At 64.6% G+C, this 19,031-nt stretch carries 17 protein-coding genes and 1 pseudogene; 13 read left to right on the top strand and 5 right to left on the bottom strand.

The window, feature by feature from the left end; all coding sequences use genetic code 11:
- The first annotated feature begins 255 nt into the window (after positions 1 to 255).
- From BXE_RS37310 to BXE_RS37275, 7 genes and pseudogenes are all read left to right on the top strand, one after another.
- Positions 256 to 1,203, top strand: a complete 948-nt coding sequence (locus BXE_RS37310; protein ID WP_011493297.1) for a TauD/TfdA dioxygenase family protein — start codon at positions 256 to 258, stop codon at positions 1,201 to 1,203.
- Positions 1,204 to 1,278: 75 nt separating this feature from the next.
- Positions 1,279 to 1,875, top strand: coding sequence for a nitroreductase family protein (locus tag BXE_RS37305; RefSeq protein ID WP_011493296.1), 597 nt, complete (start codon positions 1,279 to 1,281; stop codon positions 1,873 to 1,875).
- A gap of 313 nt (positions 1,876 to 2,188) precedes the next feature.
- Positions 2,189 to 2,464, top strand: coding sequence for a hypothetical protein (locus BXE_RS37295; protein ID WP_011493295.1), 276 nt, complete (start codon positions 2,189 to 2,191; stop codon positions 2,462 to 2,464).
- 12 nt (positions 2,465 to 2,476) lie between these two features.
- Positions 2,477 to 3,709 carry an acyl-CoA dehydrogenase family protein gene (locus BXE_RS37290; RefSeq protein ID WP_011493294.1) on the top strand — a complete coding sequence of 411 codons (1,233 nt, stop codon included), beginning with the start codon at positions 2,477 to 2,479 and terminating at the stop codon, positions 3,707 to 3,709.
- 379 nt (positions 3,710 to 4,088) lie between these two features.
- A pseudogene (locus tag BXE_RS37285) lies at positions 4,089 to 4,340 on the top strand (LLM class flavin-dependent oxidoreductase); the annotation flags it as partial.
- 84 nt (positions 4,341 to 4,424) lie between these two features.
- Positions 4,425 to 5,366 carry an ABC transporter substrate-binding protein gene (locus BXE_RS37280; RefSeq protein WP_011493293.1) on the top strand — a complete coding sequence of 314 codons (942 nt, stop codon included), beginning with the start codon at positions 4,425 to 4,427 and terminating at the stop codon, positions 5,364 to 5,366.
- A 210-nt stretch (positions 5,367 to 5,576) separates the two neighbouring features.
- A complete protein-coding gene (locus BXE_RS37275) occupies positions 5,577 to 6,773 on the top strand; it encodes a porin (RefSeq protein WP_011493292.1) in 1,197 nt (398 codons plus the stop codon).
- A gap of 226 nt (positions 6,774 to 6,999) precedes the next feature.
- Here the strand turns inward: BXE_RS37275 and BXE_RS37270 are convergent, their stop codons facing one another.
- The gene (locus BXE_RS37270) at positions 7,000 to 7,971 is read right to left on the bottom strand and encodes a sulfonate ABC transporter substrate-binding protein (RefSeq protein WP_011493291.1); all 972 of its coding nucleotides are present in this window, start codon (positions 7,969 to 7,971) and stop codon (positions 7,000 to 7,002) included.
- Positions 7,972 to 8,330: 359 nt separating this feature from the next.
- Between BXE_RS37270 and BXE_RS37265 the strand changes: the two genes are divergently transcribed.
- From BXE_RS37265 to BXE_RS37240, 6 genes are all read left to right on the top strand, one after another.
- Positions 8,331 to 9,305, top strand: coding sequence for an AraC family transcriptional regulator (locus tag BXE_RS37265; protein WP_011493290.1), 975 nt, complete (start codon positions 8,331 to 8,333; stop codon positions 9,303 to 9,305).
- 112 nt (positions 9,306 to 9,417) lie between these two features.
- A complete protein-coding gene (locus BXE_RS37260) occupies positions 9,418 to 9,984 on the top strand; it encodes a carboxymuconolactone decarboxylase family protein (protein ID WP_040123588.1) in 567 nt (188 codons plus the stop codon).
- Positions 9,981 to 11,084, top strand: a complete 1,104-nt coding sequence (locus tag BXE_RS37255; RefSeq protein ID WP_011493288.1) for an acyl-CoA dehydrogenase family protein — start codon at positions 9,981 to 9,983, stop codon at positions 11,082 to 11,084. The genes BXE_RS37260 and BXE_RS37255 overlap by 4 nt, the downstream gene beginning before the upstream one ends.
- Positions 11,081 to 11,875 (top strand): ABC transporter ATP-binding protein, encoded by a 795-nt coding sequence (locus BXE_RS37250; RefSeq protein ID WP_011493287.1) that lies wholly within the window; start codon positions 11,081 to 11,083, stop codon positions 11,873 to 11,875. The genes BXE_RS37255 and BXE_RS37250 overlap by 4 nt, the downstream gene beginning before the upstream one ends.
- Positions 11,876 to 11,890: 15 nt before the next feature.
- A complete protein-coding gene (locus BXE_RS37245) occupies positions 11,891 to 13,081 on the top strand; it encodes an ABC transporter substrate-binding protein (protein ID WP_011493286.1) in 1,191 nt (396 codons plus the stop codon).
- Positions 13,074 to 13,907 (top strand): ABC transporter permease, encoded by an 834-nt coding sequence (locus tag BXE_RS37240; RefSeq protein ID WP_011493285.1) that lies wholly within the window; start codon positions 13,074 to 13,076, stop codon positions 13,905 to 13,907. Before BXE_RS37245 ends, BXE_RS37240 begins: the two co-directional genes overlap by 8 nt.
- 120 nt (positions 13,908 to 14,027) lie before the next feature.
- Here the strand turns inward: BXE_RS37240 and BXE_RS37235 are convergent, their stop codons facing one another.
- Genes BXE_RS37235 through BXE_RS37220 form a run of 4 tightly spaced genes read right to left on the bottom strand, consistent with a single transcriptional unit; the run spans position 14,028 to position 18,801 of the window.
- On the bottom strand, positions 14,028 to 14,768 hold the full coding sequence (locus BXE_RS37235; protein ID WP_040123790.1) for an ABC transporter ATP-binding protein: 741 nt from the start codon (positions 14,766 to 14,768) through the stop codon (positions 14,028 to 14,030).
- 44 nt (positions 14,769 to 14,812) lie between these two features.
- Complete coding sequence (locus BXE_RS37230) at positions 14,813 to 15,721, bottom strand: ABC transporter ATP-binding protein (protein WP_011493283.1); 909 nt, start codon at positions 15,719 to 15,721, stop codon at positions 14,813 to 14,815.
- Between the two features lie 10 nt (positions 15,722 to 15,731).
- Positions 15,732 to 17,555, bottom strand: a complete 1,824-nt coding sequence (locus tag BXE_RS37225; RefSeq protein ID WP_011493282.1) for an ABC transporter permease — start codon at positions 17,553 to 17,555, stop codon at positions 15,732 to 15,734.
- A 46-nt stretch (positions 17,556 to 17,601) separates the two neighbouring features.
- On the bottom strand, positions 17,602 to 18,801 hold the full coding sequence (locus BXE_RS37220; protein ID WP_011493281.1) for an ABC transporter substrate-binding protein: 1,200 nt from the start codon (positions 18,799 to 18,801) through the stop codon (positions 17,602 to 17,604).
- Between the last annotated feature and the right edge of the window lie 230 nt (positions 18,802 to 19,031).

Raw genomic sequence — 19,031 nt, 5'->3', positions numbered from 1 at the left:
GATGTCGGTTTTCGGATGAATGACTGAAGCGTTGCATGGTAGCCATCTGATCCGTGCTGGCAAAACGACGAATTTATCTATGCAAAGCGGGAATTACGCAGTGCCTGCGCACTGCCGCCTGACACGATGACCGGGCGCGCCCGGATTCGCGCTTCGGCTGATTTTCTTATGTGCAATGATTGGTTGAATTCGAGCCGCGGCGAATTTAACGTGTGAGCCGACCGCCAACACGTTTCCCCTCGCCAGGAGCCTTGCATGAGCGCAGCCGCATTGCAGGAAACACCGTCGATTCAAGTCAAGCCGCTCTCCGCGCACATCGGCGCCGAGCTTCACGGCGTCGACCTGACGCGCAAGCTCGACCCGAGCGAGGTCGCGCAGATTCGCGCGGCGTTACTGAGGTGGCGGGTCGTGTTCTTCCGCGAGCAGTTTCTGACCCATGAGCAGCATGTCGCGTTCTCTGCTCAATTCGGCGAACCGACGCTGGGACATCCGGTATTCGGTCATGTCGACGGTCATCCCGAGGTTTATTCGATTTCGAAGTACCGCAAGGCGACGCGTTTCGAGGGCCAGGCGCTGCTGCGTCCGTGGACCGGCTGGCACACGGACGTGACTGCGGCGCTCAATCCGCCGTGGGCGTCGATCCTGCGCGGCGTGACGATTCCGCCCTACGGCGGCGATACGCAGTGGACCAATCTGGCGCTCGCCTATGAAAAGCTTTCGGCGCCGCTGCGCGCTTTCGTGGACGGCCTGCGCGGCGTTCACCGCTTCACGCCGCCGGCCGGCGCGAGCGGCACCGAGGCGTTTGTCAAAGCCGTCGAACAGCGCGTGCTCGTGACCGAGCATCCGCTCGTCAGGGTGCATCCGGAAACCGGCGAACGGGTGCTCTACGTCAGTCCGAGCTTTCTGAAATCGATTGTTGGCGTGACGCCCCGCGAGAGCGAGGCGCTGCTGGAATTGCTCTGGGAACATGCGACGCGACCGGAATTCACCGTGCGCTTCAAATGGGAAGCCGGCAGTGTCGCGTTCTGGGACAACCGCGCCACCGCTCACCTGGCGCCCACGGATATTTTCGATCTCGACTTCGACCGCCAGTTATATCGCACGACGCTCGTCGGCGACGTGCCGGTCGGCCCCGATGGCCGTCAATCAGTGGCGATCGAAGGCTCGCCTGTCAGCGCGGCCGCGGCGGTCGCGCTGAACTGAGCGCATACGGGCGGACGGCCATTCACCGGGACACCTCATTTCACCATTGCAGATTTCCCCTCAACGGATTCATCTATGACGACATCGAACTCGCGCACCGCGGACCATCCGGTAGACAGACTGTTTCTCAACCGCTGGTCGCCGCGCGCCTTCACGCAGGACCTGATTCCCGAATCCACGCTTCTGACGTTTCTGGAGGCCGCACGCTGGGCCCCCTCTTCGTACAACTCCCAGCCGTGGCGGTTCGTCTATGCGAGACGGGGCACCGCCCACTGGGAACGGTTCCTTGGCTTTCTCAACGACTTCAATCGCGGCTGGGCGCAGCATGCGGCGGCCATCATCATCGTGCTGTCGAAGAGCACTTTCGTCCCGCCCGGCGGCAACGAGGAAGTGCCCGCGCCCACCCACTCGTTCGACACCGGGGCGGCGTGGGGCTATCTCGCGCTGCAGGCCAGTCTTGCCGGATGGCACGCTCACGGCCTGGCCGGAATCGAGCGCGAAAGGATCCGCGCAGAACTTGCGGTGCCCGACGTGTACTCGATCGAGGCGGGCATCGCGATCGGCCTTCCGGGCGATAAATCGACGCTGCCCGAGGCGCTTCAGGCGCGCGAGATTCCGAGTCCGCGCAATCCTCTGAGCGCGATCGCGACAGAAGGCCATTTCACGGTCTGAAGTTTTCGTCTGAAGCTTCGCCGGACGACGCCGCGCGGCAATCAACGCGGCAAGCTTCATGCAGTCGGAGCAGGCGGGTGCCCGTGGGCCGTTGCGCGTGAATGCGGCGTGCAGCAGTGCATCGGCGGCCGCCTGCGCATCGCGACGCACGCGCCGACGCCAGCTCGTTCCGCGATCGCGCGTGTCGCGCTTTCGCAGCATCGAATCGCGCGCGCATCGATTTGCAAATCGGAAATCGATATTGGCTTGTGCGCAAAGCGGCTGCTCATAATGCATTCACGAATTCCCACTGTTTCGCTCAAGGAGCGTGAAAATGGCAGAGGTCGTGAGTGACAATCATCAACGGCGCATTTACCGCCTCGGTGTCCCCGATGACGACGCGTTAGCCGGAGAGACCGCGCGACTCATCGCGCGGCAAGGCGGCGACAACGGGATCCGCGCGCTTTCGCTAAATGCGGCTACCGCACGCCGTTTCACCCGTTATTTCGAGCATCTCTCCAGCGCGGACGGCAACAACCTGCCGCTTGCCGGGCGCGTCATTGCCGCCGGTGTCGTGCCGGACGACAAGTATTGCGGTCCGGCGGCGTAACGGAGGCAGACGATGAGCACAGTACTCGAACCCGCCGGCCACGCGGCCGCAACGAACCCGCAATCCGCGGCGCTTCAGACCAGCGTTGCCCCGCCTACTTTGCTGCCGCACCCGCTTCTCGAGACCATAGGCGCGCGCGCCGCAGGCTATGACCGCGAAAACCGCTTCTTCGCCGGTGACCTCGAAGATCTGCAACGCGTCGGCTTCCTGCGCGCGAGCGTACCCGTCGAACTGGGCGGGCTCGGCTTGACGCTGCCGCAGCTGCTGCGCGAGCAGGTCCGGCTCGCGACGCGCGCACCTGCCACCGCGCTCGCGCTGAACATGCATTTATACTGGATCGGCGCGGCGCTGCATTTGTATCGACGCGGCGACGCGTCCGCGCGATGGATCCTCACCGAAGCCGCCGCGGGCAAGGTCTTTGCAGCCGGCCACGGCGAGCCCGGCAACGATCTCGGCCTCGCTCATTCGTTCGTCAAAGCCACGCCGCTGGGCGACGGCGGTTATCGTTTCGACGGCCGCAAGATCCTGACGTCGCTTGCGCCCGCATGGGACTGGCTCGGCGTGCACGGGCTCGACGACTCCGATCCTGCCGCGCCGAAAATCGTCCACGCGTTCATTCATCGCGACGCCGCCGGACATCGAACCGTGGAAACGTGGGACGCCCTCGGGCTGCGTGCAACCCGTAGTGACGACACCTATCTGGAAGGTGCAATCGCGCAGCACCAGCATGTGATTCGCGTTTTGCCCGCGGGCATTCCGGACGACCCGTTCGTCGACGGCATTCTGGGCGCCGTGCTGCCCGGCCTTGCCGCGGTGTATTACGGCATCGCAAAGCGGGCGCTCGAACTGGCCATCGCGACGGCAAAGACGCGCACCTCGCAGGCGCTGGCCGGAAAGACGTATGCATACAAGCCGTTGACGCAACTCAGCGTGGCACAGGCGGCCATCGAACTGGACAGCATCGAAGCGCTCGTCGAACGTGTGGCGGCGCAATGGTGGCAAGGCTATCCGGACGGCGAGCCGTGGATCGCCAGATTGCTCGCGTCGAAACAGCATGCGGTTGACGGCGCGTTGCGCGTCGTCAACCTGGCGCTGAAAATCGCGGGCGCCGGCGCGCTCTCGAAGAACAACGAACTGGAACGACTCTATCGCGATGTGCGTGCCGGCGCGTTTCACCCGCCAAACGCCGATGCGACGCATGAAGTGATCGGCCAGGCGTGGTTAGGCGTACTCGGCAAGGTATGAGCGCTCGCCGCGTGCGAAGCGCACCCGGGCCAGCCTGATACGTCAGGCCACCAGCGGCCGCGCGTTCGGCTTGCCGAAGCTGATCTGCCCGGTAGGCCGGCTGGCCACGGCAGAGGCCGCATATCAGGCGAAGAGCGCGATCCCGCAGGGCGCTACGTCGTTAAGGTTAGATATCCTTATTCTTATTCGTTGGTTCGCCGCCATTCGCCGAAACGCTATTGTCGAATCCCCAACGGGCGCAACAGGATTTCCGCCGTCAACTTCATCCGGCGCGTGGAACTGTGCGCTGCAACGACAGGCGGTAATCAAACAGACAACGATGAGCTACGCACTGAGCTTGCTGGACAAGAGTCCAATCGGAGCGGATCAGCCGGCGAGCGCGGCGCTGCCGGAATCCATATTGCCAATCGGGCTGATCGGTACGGTCTCGACTTCGTATAGCGACCCGTGCATGCTCGCGCGGCAATTCGCGTCGCTCGATCTGCTCAGCGGTGGTCGTACGGGCTGGAATGCGGTGACCTCGCCACACGAAGGATCGTCGCGCAACTATGGGCATGCGCACCCTGCTCACGAGTTGCGCTATGAAATCGCGCGACAGTATCCCGATCTGGCCAAACGATTGTTGGATTCGTAGGATAACGATGCATCCCCACTCGATCGCCCAGGCGGTCAGTTCTTTGACCATACCGCCCACTATCACAACGAGAGTCCCTTCATGAAGTCTCAACGTATCACCGCCTCGATCTTCCTGAGCGCGATCGCCTCGCTCGCCATGAGTCTCAGCACGCTCGCGCTGGCCGCCAACACGCTGGATCTTAACCCCGAGCAGCGCGACCGGATCCGCGTGGAGAAGGACCCGGCGGCCATCAACGCAGTCGGCGGCTCGTATCGTTTCGTCAAGGACGACACGCTGACCATCGGCATCCATCCGTTCATTCCGCCAATCAGCACCTATGCGACCGATGCCAGGACCATCGTCGGCTTCGATGCGGATCTCGCCCAGGTGATCGCGGATAGCCTCGGCAAAAAACTCGAACTGGTGCCGGTTGCGTGGGCCGACTGGCCGCTCGCGCTGCAATCGGGCAAGTTCGACGCGGTGATTTCGAACGTCACGGTGACCGAGGAGCGCAAGGCCAAATTCGATTTCTCGACCTATCGCAAGGACCAACTCGGCTTCTACGTGAAGTCCGACAGCAAGATCACGTCGCTGCAGGAACCGAAGGACATTGCCGGCCTGCGGATCATCACCGATCCAGGTACGAACCAGGAAAAAATCCTGTTGGAATGGGACAAGCAGAATGTCGCGCACGGTCTGAAGCCCATCACCGTGCAGTATTACGACGACGACGCCGTCAAGAACCTGGCAATCCAGTCAGGCCGTGCCGACGCCGTGTTCAGCGTCAATGCGGTGCAAGCGTATCAGGCCGCGGAGCAACGCAAGACCAGGCTGGTCGGCACGGTAAGCGGCGGCTGGCCGCGCACCGCGGAAGTCGCGATCACGACGCGCAAGGGAAGCGGCCTCGCCGATGCGCTCACCACCGCGCTGAACGACCTGATCAAGTCGGGCACGTATACGCATGTGCTGGACAAGTGGAATCTCGGTTCGGAGGCGATCAGCAAGGCATCCACCAATCCGCCGGGTTTGCCGAAACTCTGAGCCGCCAACGCTCCAGCAGCGCTATCCCCGAACGGCCCCCAATCGGCACGCGGCGATCGAGCTTCATGCTGGCCTTTTATGCTGCACGGCGAAGCCGGGTGCGCCGATTTGGGCTGCTCACCGGCATTAGCCGGACAGGAAAACGTTGGTGTACTTATCAACTTCTCGTCGAAAAAGCGATTTTTTCTCCTCTCAACCTGAGTCAGACAAATGAAAAAGACAACCACAGCGACCCTTCTGGCACTCGGCACGTTTGCCGCCACGGCTCATGCGCAGAGCAGCGTAACCCTGTACGGGGTTGCCGATGCAGGGCTTCTCTTCAATAACAACGTGAAGGGCGAGAAGCTCTATGCGCTTTCCAGTGCCACCTCGTCGCGCTTCGGTTTGCTCGGCACGGAAGATCTGGGCGGCGGCCTCAAGGCGATTTTCACTCTGGAAAACGGCTATACGGTCGGCACCGGCGCGTTGGGACAAGGCGGCCTGCTCTTCGGACGAAAAGCTTTTGTCGGCCTGAAGAGCGATACATACGGCACGCTGACGGCCGGCCGGCAGTATTCCGTGAGCAACGACGCAACCTCGTCGTTCGCGTCGGGCGCGGACTGGGCCGCATCCGGTCTCGGCTACGGCACGCGCGCGGGCGACGTCGACAATGTCGACACGAGCAACCGTATCCAGAACGCGCTCAAGTATCAAAGCCCGGTATTCCGCGGCCTGTCGTTCGGCGTGCTGTACAGCTTCGGCGGTCAGGCCGGCCAGTTCTCGAGGAACGCCGTGACCGACGTCGCGGTTTCGTATGCCAATGGCCCGGTCAAGCTCGGCGCGAGCTACATGTTCACCAAGGACCCGTACTACGCCACGTTCGGCGACCAGGGCAACTCGTCGACACCCACCTCGTCGGCGACGGGCTCGAACAACAACATGCCGAGCAGGATTTATGGCGGCTATGCGTCGGCAGGTTCGCAGCAGATCATCACGGCCGGCGGTTCCTATGCACTCGGCGCGGCGACGATCGCGGTGCTGTACTCGAACACGCAGTTCCAGAATCTCGGCACAGTGAACGCGGTGGGCAGCTTCGGCACCCGATATAACGGCGGCACCGCCACGTTCAATTCCGGGGAATTGAACGTGAAGTACCTGTTGACTCCGGCGCTGACGCTGGCCGGCGCTTACATCTACACCCACAACAGCGGCGCGGACGGCGTGGGAAGCGCCAACTACAGCCAGGTCAACCTCGGCACCATCTATGCACTGAGCAAACGGACCTCGCTTTACGCGATCGGCTTCTACGAGACCGCTTCAGGCGTCGATTCGACGGGCAAGCAGGCCGTCGCGGACTTTAGCGGCGCGTCCTACTCGTCGAACAACCGCCAGCTCGCGGCGATCGTTGGCATCACGCACCGGTTCTAGGCTGTCGCGATGACGTTTCGGCGAGGATCACGAGCCGGACGCATCCCGGTCTTCCTCGACGGGTTCGCCCGAAAACGGAAGACCGGGGTTTAGGCGGCCATCCGTTGCGGGCCGCCTGTTCCGTCAGGATTGCTCGGTCTGTGCCGTGCGCGTTTCGCGCTGTTCCCCGAACACCATGCGCCGGTAACCGCACGACGTGCGTCCCGCATGCGCCAGGCACGGCACATCAGGCAAGCGACGGCGGCGCCGCATGCGCCACTTCGATCCGCTTCGGCAGCAGTTTCAGCTCATAGAAAGCGTCGGCGATGCGCTGCTGGTCCGCCAGGGTTTCGCGCGAAATCGGCTCGACGCCGTATTGCAAGCGCGCGAGCGCTACCTCGACGATCTCGCGCGGCACTCCCCATAGCTGGGCGAACTCACCGGCCGCTTCGCTGCGATTCGCCTCGACCCATTTGTCGAGCGCGCCGATCTCGCCCAGCACTACACGCAACACGTCGTCGTTCTTTTGCACGTAATTGTGTGACGTGAAATAGAACGCACGATTGGCGACGACGCCCGACCCGTCGGCAATGATCCGCGCATTCGCCGTTTTCTGCGCGACCGCGAGAAACGGATCCCAGATTGCCCATGCGTCGACCGCCTTGCGCTCGAATGCCGCGCGCGCGTCGGACGGCGACAGCCACACGGGTGTCACGTCGCGGTAATCGATTTTGGCGGCGGCGAGCAGGCGTACCAGCAGAAAGTGCGTGTTGGAGCCCTTGACGAGCGCGATCCGTTTCCCCTTCAGTTCGGAGAACGACGTAACCGGCGAATCGTCCGGCACGACCACCGCTTCGCTGACCGGCCGCTTTGCGGTCTGTCCGTAGTAGACAAACGGCGCGCCCGCAGCCTGCGCGAAGATCGGCGGCGCCTCGCCGACGTCGCCGAAGTCGATCGAGCCGACGTTGAGCGCCTCGAGTTGCGGCGGTCCGGAAGGAAATTCGGTCCATTCGACTCGCGTGCCAAGCGCCGCGAGCCGCTTATCCAATGTGCCCCGACCTTTGAGAATACTAAACGGCCCCTTCTGATAGCCGATCCGCAGCACGCGTGCCGAACTCGCGCCGCCCTGCGCGTGCGCGCCGGGGATCGCGGAGGCGAGAGCCAGCGCGAGCCCGGCCTCAATGAAATGGCGGCGGCCTGGTGATGAATGACGCGTCATATATGCAATATCTGGAGAGTGATAGACCCGGCTGCGAGGCGCCGGGAACGGCGCACGCCGATCTTACGGTCTGGGGAACGCGGAAGGAACCAACAGGATCCGCATTGCTTATCTCGCGGGCGAGGGTTCGCACACGGCGTCACGCACGGGGCGGCAATGGCGGCCTGCGCACCGCTTCGCGCTGCGCCCGGCGCCTCTGCCGCCCACGAAGCATCAGCCGGGAGCGCTACGCCGGGCCCCAGCCCGCTAATGCAATGCGCTCATAAGCTTCCAACAGAAAAATCGTTGCTATCGCGCCATGCCGGCTTAACGTAACAGGCCTGCGCGCCATGTCGGCGCGCCATTTCGCTTGTGAAGTCATGTTGCCCAACGACGACAGGATTGCCGACTGGCTGCTCTCCAGCCTCGAATTGAAGAGCACGATATTTCACGTCGGCCAGTATTGCGGGACCTGGCAGGCGTCGACAGCGGGACGCCGTCGCGCGAGCTTTCATGTTGTCCTGCACGGTCAATGCTGGCTGCATCTGGCGGCCAACCCGCAAGGCGAAGCACAGAGCCTGCAACTTGAAACGGGCGACGCGGTATTCCTGCTACACGACATGCCCCATTGCCTCTCTCCCGATCCGCAGCCACCCGCGAGCGGTCGCGAAAGCGAACGCATCGGGACCATGTCGCCCCTGACCTTGACGGCGGACGCACGGGCTTCGGCGCAAGGAAGCGTCGGCATCGCGTGTGGCTTTTTCGAATTCAACTCGGGGCTCGACAACATGCTGCTCAGCCTGTTGCCCGATCGCGTGGTGGCCCGCCGCGACAATCCGTCGCTGGAGGGTGCCCGCGCGATCTTCGAGCTGATTCGCGCGGAAGCGTTACGTGATCCGAATGTGCCCTCACCGCTCATCGCGCGTCTGACCGATCTGCTGTTCGTCTATGCGCTGCGCGCCTCGAACGGTACCGACGGGATCACGCGCTGCTTCTGGGCCTTGATGCGCCGCGCCGAATTCGCGCCGCTGCTGAGCGCCATCATCGAGTCCCCTGGCGAGCGCTGGACCACCGATACGATGGCCAGTTTCGTGCACATGTCGCGAGCCCGTTTTTGCAGGCAGTTCGTCGAGATATCGGGGCAGCCGCCCGCGCAACTCGTCACGCTGATCCGGATGAAGCTGGCAGCCGCGATGCTGCGCGGGGGCGCGCGCACGCCGGACGCCGCCGAGCGGGTTGGCTATCAGTCGGAGTCGGCATTCGCGCAGGCGTTCAAGCGCGTCACAGGCGTGCAGCCTGGCGCATGGCGGCGCGCGCGTATTGCTCGCGAGGCCGGACGAGCCACGCTGCACTGATTCCGCAAAGCGTCCGTCGTCGCGAGACGAATCCGCAGAAATCGTGGACAGCGGCGCATTGTCGTGCGCATGGCCATCGACGACAATGAACGCTCTTCTGCAAGGATCCGACATGAGCCGTCTACCACTGCAAACCCTCGAAAGCGCTCCCGCAGCGAGCCGTCCGTACCTCGCACGCGCGCAGGCCGCCAACGGGTTTCTGCCCAACCTCGTGGCGTCGCTCGCCAATGCACCGGCAGCGCTCGAAGCGTATCTGACCGTTGCCGAAATCAACGGCCGCGGCAGTTTGACGCTTGCCGAACGCGAGACTGTGCAGATCACGGCCGCGGGCATTCACGGCTGCGGCTTCTGCGTCGCGGGCCATACGGCGGTCGCGCTGAAGAAGGCGCAACTCGAACCGGCACTCGTCGATGCAATCCGCGAACAGCGCACGCTCAGCGATTCGCGCCTCGACGCGGTCGCGGTTTTTACCCGTGCCGTGATAGCCACCCGTGGCGCGGTTGCCGACGAACAGCTCGCGGCATTTCACCGCGCAGGTTTCAGCGACGCCCACGCGCTCGAGATCGTGCTCGGCGTGAGTCTGGCGACGCTCTGCAATTTCGCCAACAATCTCGCGCAGAACGAACTGAATCCGCAACTCGCCGCCTATCGCTGGGAAGCCAGCGCTCACGCCGCATGAATCACGCACCGTTGACCGCCGTGACGCCGCAACTGGCCACGTGGCTCGATGCCAACGCCGAAGCGATCGACGCCGGCCAGGAACTCGCGCCGCAGATCCTGCCGCAGCTCGGCCGCGCGGAGCTGTTCCGGATCGGTGTGCCGGGCCAGCTGGGCGGCCTCGGCGGCACGACCGTCGAGGCGATCGAAGCCGTGGCCGGTGTCGCGGGGCATTCTCTGGCGGCGGCATTCGTATTCTGGGGCCAGCGCACGTTCATCGAATACCTGCTGCAAAGCCCCAACGAAGCGCTGCGCACGCGCTCACTGCCGATGCTTTTGCGTGGCGAACTGGCGGGCGCGACGGGTCTGTCGAACGCGATGAAGTATCTGTCGAATATCGAACCGCTGCAAATGAACGCGGCGCCGCTGTCCGGCGCCGGCGTGACAGCAGGCTGGACGCTGAACGGCAGCCTGCCGTGGATCACGAATCTGCGCCGGGAAGGGTTTCTCGCCGCGGCGGCGTTCGATCACAGCGACGGCGCGCCGCCTTCGATTTTCGCCATTCCGCACGATGCGCCGGGCGTGATCCGCAGCGACGATCTCGATCTGATCGCGCTGCGTTCGAGCAATACGGCCGCGCTGAAACTCGACGGCGCGGTGCTCGACGCAAGCTGGCAGATCACGGCTGATGCGCGCGCTTTTCTGGTTCAGGCGCGACCGGCTTTTCTCGGCCTGCAATGCGGCATGTCGATCGGCCTCGCGCGGCGCGCGCTGGCGGCGGTCGCGGCGAGCAGCGCCGCAGTGCGCGCCGCCGTCGACGGCGAAGCCAGCCGGCTCGCATACGATCTCGACGCCCTGTCGCAGCGGCTCTTCGACGGTATCCGGCACGGCACCTTCCTGGCGGCGCCAGCGACGCTGTTCGAAGTGCGGATCGGGCTCGCCGCGCTGGTCGATGCGGCGGTCCGGCTCGAAGTCCAGGCCGCCGGCGGGCGCGGCTATCTGCGCGGTCCCGGCGGCGCGGCCCGACGCACGCGCGAAGCCGCGTTCGTGCCGATCGTCACGCCAAGCATCGTGCAGTTGAAGAACCAGCTGGCGCAGCATCGGCAAGCGCAAGCAGCATGAGCGACCTGACTGCTGCGGGCGCACCGCGCATCGAGGTATGCGGTGTCGGACTCCGCTACGCGCAACGCAGCGTGCTCGACGGCATCAGCCTGCGTGTGCGGCCAGGCGAACTAGTGTCCGTTCTCGGTCCGAGCGGCTCGGGCAAGTCCACCTTGCTGCGGATCATCGCGGGCTTGCAGCAACCCGGCGCGGGACATGTCGAGATCGACGGCGAGATCCTGCGCGGACCGCGCCCCGACGTGGCGCTCGCATTCCAGGATCCATGCCTGTTGCCGTGGCTCCCGGTCGAGAAGAATGTCGCGTTCGGGCTAGGCTTCGCGCGTCAGCCGGCACTGTCGCGCGGCGAGCGGCGCGAGCGCGTCACCGCCGCGTTGCAGGAAGTGGGCCTCGCTCACGCGCGCCATTACACGCCACGGCAACTGTCCGGCGGGATGGCGCAACGCACAGCGCTCGCCCGTTGCCTCGCGCGGCAACCCCGCACGCTGCTGCTGGACGAACCGTTCGGCGCGCTCGACGAAGTGACGCGCGCCGACATGCAGCGTCTGCTCGTCACCGTCGTGCGTGACACAAATGCGGCCACCGTGCTCGTGACCCACGATATCGACGAAGCGCTGCTGGTCTCCGATCGCGTCGTCGTGCTCGGCGCTCAGGGCACGCTGATCCTGCAACTCGACATTGTCGTTGCGCCGCCGCGCGAGACCCGCGTACAGGAGCTCGGCGCGTTGCGCATCCAGATTCTCCAGGCGTTGCAGGACTCGATGACGCACACGCCGCTTTCCGCCCACACATAAGAAGGCCAATACCGCATGTGTCAGCTTCCGATGTCCCGCCGCGAGTGGCTCAAACTCGCCTCGATGTTCACCGTAGCCGGTGCCGCGCCGCTACTCGCCGCATTGAACGCGCGCGCCGCCGAGAACCCTGACGCGCCCGTACGTATCGGCTATCTGCCGATCACGGACGCGGCACCTTTGCTGGTTGCACACAACAACGGCTATTTCGACGCGTCGGGGCTCGCCGTCGAAAAACCGACCCTGCTGCGCAGTTGGGCGCAGCTCGTCGAAGCGTTCCTGTCGGGTCAGGTCAATGTGGTGCATCTGCTCGCGCCCATGACGATCTGGGCACGCTACGGCAGCCAGGCACCCGCGAAAGTAGTCGCGTGGAATCATGTGAACGGCTCCGCGCTCACGGTTGCGCCGGACATCGGCAAGCTCGGCGAGCTCGGCGGCAAAACCGTGGCCGTGCCGTTCTGGTATTCGATTCACAACGTCGTGGTGCAGCACATGTTACGTGCGCAGGGGCTCGTGCCGGTGCTGGAGAAGGACGGCGAGCTCAAGGCGAACGAAGTGCGGCTGATCGTGATGTCGCCGTCGGACATGCCGCCCGCGCTCGCTTCGAGGCAGATCGCCGGGTTCATCGTCGCCGAACCGTTCAACGCGGCGGCCGAGGAGTTGAAAGTCGGCAAGGTGCTGCGCTTTACCGGCGACGTCTGGAAGAATCACGCCTGCTGCGTCGTGTTCATGCATGAGCGCGATCTGACCGAACGGGCCGCGTGGTCGCAGAAGGTCGTCGACGCGGTGGTCAAGGCCCAGGTCTGGACCCGCGCGCATCCGCAGGAAGCCGCTCAGTTGTTGTCGAAGAGCGGCCGGAACCACTACACGCCCCATTCCGCCAACGTATTGACGAACGTGCTAGCGCCGCCGCCCGGCGACGAGGGCCGCTATCTGGCCGATCGCGCGATCACGCATGCGGACTGGCATGCGAAGCGGATCGATTTTCAGCCGTATCCGTACCCAGCCTATACGGAAGAACTCGTCAGGCGGCTGAAGGCGACGCAGGTCGAAGGGAATGCACAGTTCCTGCATCAACTCGATCCCGCCTTCGTGGCGCGCGATCTGGTCGACGACCGTTTCGTGAAGAAGAGCATCGAGTCCGCTGGCGGCATGAAGGCGTTCGGCCTCGCCGAGAGTTTCACGCGAACGGAGACGATTCTTGTCTAGCGTAACCGGTCGCCCGGCCGCCACGCCTCGTGACAGCAACGCGGCAGCGGGCGGCCCGCGCATCGTCTCCGGCTGGCTGGCCCGCACGCTGCTCGGATTGACGGGACTGGCGGGCATCGTCGCGATCTGGTGGCTGGCCATCCACCTGATCGCCCGCCCGGACAGTCTGGCCGCGCAGTTCTCGCCAGGCCGCGCGCTCGCGGCGCTGCCCTCGCTTGTCACCGAGGACCGCCTGCTCGTGCACATCGCGACGAGCTTGCGGCGCATCGCGATCGGGCTCGCGTGGGCGCTGCTGATCGGCGTGCCGCTCGGCTTTCTGATCGGCCGCATCAAGGCGTTCGACACCGCGCTCTCGCCGACCCTGCAATTCCTGCGAATGATTTCGCCGCTATCGTGGATGCCGATCGCCGTCATGTCGCTCGGTGTGGGCGATCGCGCGGTCTACTTTCTGCTCGCATTTGCGGCCGTGTGGCCGCTCGTGATGAGCACGGCGGCGGGCGTCACGCAGATAGACCGGCGCTGGCTGCAACTCGCCGAGAGCCTCGCCGCCACTCGCGGCGAGATGCTGTGGCACATCTTCGTGCCCGGTCTCGCCGCGCATGTGCTGACTGGCGTGCGGCTGGCGATCGGCATTCTGTGGATCGTGCTGGTGCCGGCGGAAATGCTCGGCGTCAGTTCGGGACTCGGCTACCTGATTCTCGACACCCGCGACCGGCTCGCGTATTCGGAACTGACGGCCGTGATTCTGGTAATCGGCGCGTTGGGGTTTTTGCTGGATTATGCGGCACGTCTCATCTATCGACGCTGTGGCTATGAGCAGCGCTAGCGCCTGCAAGTGCGCGCCAGCAGGCTTCATGGCTATCGCGCCAATCATCGAAACAGCAGCGCGCCAACGGATCCGGACGACTCAGAAACATGCGGCGAATAAAACCGCCCCCCGTTTGCGTCAGGAGGCCGTCTCCGCAGCCAGCGCGCCGCCCAGATACGCATCGCGAATCCGCTGGTCGCCGAGCAACGCGCCGGCCTCGCCGGACAACACGACGCGCCCCGTTTGCAACACATAGCCGCGATGCGCGATCTGCAATGCCAGGCTCGCATTCTGTTCGACCATGAAGAACGTCACGCCCTGCTGGTTGACGGTGCGGATCAGGTCAAGCACCTTGTCGACGTAGAGCGGCGACAGACCCATCGTCGGCTCGTCCATGCAGACGAGCGCGGGCCGGCTCATCAACGCACGCGCCATCGCCAGCATCTGCTGTTCACCGCCCGACAAGGTGCCGGCACGCTGCGCGAGCCGCTCCTTCACGCGCGGAAACAGTGCCAGCATCCGTTCGTAATCTTGCGCGATGCCCTCGCGATCGCGGCGCGTGAACGCGCCCATCAACAGGTTCTCGCGCACCGTCATGTCGCCGAACAGGCGGCGTGCTTCCGGTACGGATGCAATGCCGAGCCGGACAATCTGCGGTGTGAGCAGACCGTTGATCGCCCGGCCGTCGAACCTGATCGTGCCCGAGCGCGGCCGGTGCAAGCCAAGAATGATCTTCATGGCAGTCGACTTGCCGCTTGCATTGCCGCCAAGCAGGCTGACAATCTCGCCGCGCGGCACTTCCAGGCTTACGCCGAAATGCACCTGGATCTGGCCGTAGAACGTATCGATGTTATCGAGTTGGAGAAGCGGTGCGGTCATGGTGGCGGAATTCGTTTGAGCGCGCGTCAGCGGATCATGTGCGGTCATGCGTGTTGCGCGCCTGTCACCGTGGAGTCGCTGCGCGCCGCGACCGCTTGTGCGGCCGGTCCGGCTTGCGCGCCCACATGACGATGGCCGAGATAGGCGTCGATGACCGCCGGGTCGTTGCGCACGGCGTCAGGCAAACCCGCTGCGATCTTCCTGCCGTCGTCGAGAACGATCACGCGGTCGGACAGGCGCATCACCAGATCGAGTTTATGTTCGATCAGCAGAATCGTCAGTCCATCGCGCTTGAGGTCGAGAATCAGCTCGAGCATTTCCGCGGTCTCCGATTCGTTCATTCCCGCGGTGGGTTCGTCGAGCAGCAACATGCGCGGCCGCAGCGCCAGCGCACGCGCAATCTCGACGCGCCGGCGGTTCGCATACGAGAGGCTATGCGCCGGTTGCTCGATGCGCGGCGTGAGACGCGTGCCGAATCGCGCGATGATCGCTTCGGCGTCGGCACGCAAGGCTGCTTCCTCGCGCCGAAGCGCGGACGGCCGAACCAGCGCGCGGACCACTTCCGAGAACGCGCCGAGCACGGGCCAGCCTGGACGCGCCAGCGCAAGCCGGGAATGCGCGCCGATCAACACGTTATCGAGCACGCTCAGGTTGCCGAACACGCGGCCGTGCTGAAACGTGCGCGCTACGCCGCGCGCGGCGAGGCGTTCCGGCGAAGTACCGGTCACGTCCTCACCGTCGAGGCGAATCTCGCCTTCGTCCGGCACATCCATGCCGGTCAGCAGATTGAACAGCGTCGACTTGCCCGCGCCGTTCGGGCCGATCACGCTCACGCATTCGCCGCGCGCCACTGACAGGCTCACGCCATCCACCGCGGTCAGGCCGTCGAAGCGGCGCGTCACGCGCCGCACGTCGAACAGGATGTCCCGGCCGCTTACCGATGCAGGGTTCATGATGTTCTCCTCACGCCGTGCCGAACAGACCCTGCGGCCGGAAGCGCACCAGCAGGAGCAGCACGACGCCGTAGATCAGCATCCGGTAGTCGGCCGCGAAGCGGAACAGTTCCGGCAGGCTGATGAGCGCCACCGCGCCCACCACCGCGCCGGCTACACTCCCCAGGCCGCCGAGGATCACCATCGTCAACGCGAGAATCGACACTTGCGAATCGAAGGTCTGATAGTTGATGTAGCTATACAGATGCGCTGCAATACCACCGCCGATCCCGGCCGCGAAACCGCCGCAGGCGAAGGCGATCGCCTTGTAGCGATTCGGCCGCACGCCGTAGGCGCGCGCGGCGACGTCGTCCTCGCGAATCGCGCGCCATGTGCGCCCGAGGTGCGAGCGCAACAGCCGCACCTGCAGCAAGGCAAGAACGACGAGCACGGCGAGCGCGAACCAGTAGACCGCGCGCGCGCTCGTGACCTGCCAGCCGAACAGCGCAAGCGGTGGAATGCCGGTGATGCCCACCGGACCGCGCGTGAGGCTGTCCCAGTTCAGCACGACGAGGCCGACGATCTCGCCAATGCCGAGCGTCGCGATCGATACGTAGTGGCCGCGCAGGCGGAACGACGGATAGACCAGCAGCGTGCCGATCAACGCAGTGATCGCGCCGGCAAGCGGAATCGTCACAGCCGGAGACCAGCCGAGATTCACCGACAGCAATGCCGACCCGTACGCGCCGATCAGCAGCAACGCGGCATGTCCCAGCGAAATCTGTCCCACGGTGCCTGCCACCAGCGTCAGGCTCAACGCGAGCAGTCCGTAGATCCAGCCGTTCGTCAGGGTTTGCAGCAGATACGGCGACGGCGCGATCAGCGGCAACGCGAACGCGCTCACGACAGCAGCGATCAACACGCCACGCGGCACACGCAGCGCACGACCGTACGACAGGAAGGTGCCCGTCAGCGGTTCGGGCGGCAGGCGCCGGTTCGCACTGAACAGTCCGTTTGGCCGCCACACGAGAAACAGCAACAGCAGTACGAACGCGAACAGGTCACGGTAGCTCGTGCCGAACAGCGCCACCCCGTAGCTCTCGACGAGCCCCAGCAGCAGGCTGCCGGCGATTGCGCCCGGCACGTTGCCGAGACCGCCGATCAGCAAGGCGACCACGCCCTTGAGCGTCGCCTGGAAACCCATCGCGGGATCGATGCTGTTGTAGTACATGCCGACCAGCAGACCGCTCAGACCGCCCAGCCCGCAGGCAATGGCGAATACCGCGCGGTTCACCGCGTGCACGTTGACGCCCATCTGCAGCGCGGCATCGCGGTCCTGCGCGGTGGCGCGCACCGCCCAGCCGAGCCGCGTGAAGCGCAGAAACACATACAGCACAGCCGCCGCGCCGATGCCGGTCGCCGCGATCAGCAGATCGAGCGAGCCGAGCGTCGCGCCGCCAATCGTGAACGACCACTCCGGCAACGTGCTCGGCACCGGACGCGGGTCCGGCCCGAAAACGATTTGCGCGAGTTGATCGAGCACGAAGCTGATGCCGATCGTCGCCAGCAACGGCGCGATGCGCGCCGCCCCTTGCAGCGGCCGCAAGCCGATCCGTTCGATCAGCATGCCGAGCAACGCACAGCCTGCCACCGTCGCGAGCAACGCGACCGGCAGCGGCAAGCCGAGCCGGGTCAGGCATAGCCAGCCGATAAAGCCGCCGACCATGTACACCGAACCATGCGCGAAGTTGATCAGATGCGACACGCCGAAAATGAGAGCGAGTCCCACCGCCAGCAGCGCATAGATATTGCCGACGATCAAGCCGTTGATCGTGTAGTCGAACCAGGCGCTCATAGCCGTTCAATCCTGTACCAAACAGCGGCGCTGTACGCGAATTCCGTCATTGCGCGCGCGTCGCCTGCGCGCCGTTCCACAGCGCGAACTTGCCGTCCTTCACGACGAGTTCGCGATTCTTCGCGCCCGCGACGCGCCGCGTTTGCGGATCGAATTTGAACTTGCCGAAAATCACGCTCGGCACGTTGTCGATCTTCGCGAAGCCGTCGCGCACCGCGCTGCGGTTCGCGCCGTAGCGGCGGATCACTTCGCCGGCAAGAATCATCGCGTCGTAGGCGCGCGCCGCAAAAGTGTCCGGATCGCCGCCGTATTTCGCGCGATAGCGCGTGACGAAGCTCTGCACTTCGGGGCGCGGATCGCCCGGGAAGAAATTCGATTCCGTATAGACGCCGTTCACGGCGGCACCGCCCAGTTCCAGGAATTTCGGCGAATACACCGAACCGACCGCGGCGATCGGCTCGCGCACACCGGCGGCACGCGCCTGCCGGACGATCTGGGCGCCGTCCGAGTAGTACGAAATCAGCACGATCGAATCCGGATTCGCGCTGCGAATGCGCGTGAGCGTTGCACGAAAGTCCTTCTCGTTCGGCTGGTAGCCTTCCGCCGCGACGACCTGAGCGCCGTCCGACGTCGCGGCCTTCGCGAAGATATCCTTGCTGGTGCGGCCCCAGTCGGTGTTCAGATAAAGCACGGCGATCTTTTTGAAGCCGAGACCGGTCGTCGCGTAGTGCGCCAGCATCGGCTGCTCTTCCGCCTGGCTGATCGCGGTGCTCCACATATAGTCGCCGCCCTTCGTGAAGTCCGGATGCGAGTTGGTGAAGCCGAACTGCACGAGCCCGCCGCGTTGATAGACCGGCGAGGCAGCCATCGACGCGCCGCTCGACAGGTCCCCGAGTTCGAGCAGAATCCGCTTGTCGTCGACGAATTTCTGGGCGATCTGCACGGCCTGGCGCGGATCGCTGCGGCTGTCTTCGAAATCGTAATTCAAGGGGTGACCGTCGATGCCGCCGCTACCGTTGATCTGCTCCAGTGCAAGATCGAAACCGCGCTTCCACTGTTCGCCGTATTGCGCGTCCTGTCCGCTCAGGGGACCGGTGACGCCCACCCAATAAGGATCTGACGACGTGCCCGCCGCATGCGCCAGATTGATCTGCGCGAGCGCGCCGACGGCGGCGAGCGCCAATGCGCGAAGCGCGCCGCGCCATGCGCGGGCGCGAATTTCCGTTCTGTTCAACACCATCGACATGCCAGTCTCACACCTTGAAATTGAGTTCAACGATGAAACCATGTGGCAAAGAAACGGGCCAACGAAGATAAGCGTGGAAACTTATTCCATCGGTTCAGAAAAGCTTATACGCATTGCCCGGATGGGCGGCTTGCCGCAATGCTCCCGGCCTCGCCGTGCATGAGCTAAATACCTTGTTTCATAGGGCTTTTATCGACCGGCACGGGCCGTCCCGCAGGCTTGAATCCGGC

This window comes from Paraburkholderia xenovorans LB400 (genome assembly GCF_000013645.1).
GTDB classification, from domain to species: domain Bacteria; phylum Pseudomonadota; class Gammaproteobacteria; order Burkholderiales; family Burkholderiaceae; genus Paraburkholderia; species Paraburkholderia xenovorans.
Note: the sequence above shows the minus strand (reverse complement) of the source record. Positions and strands in the feature narration are given on the sequence as shown.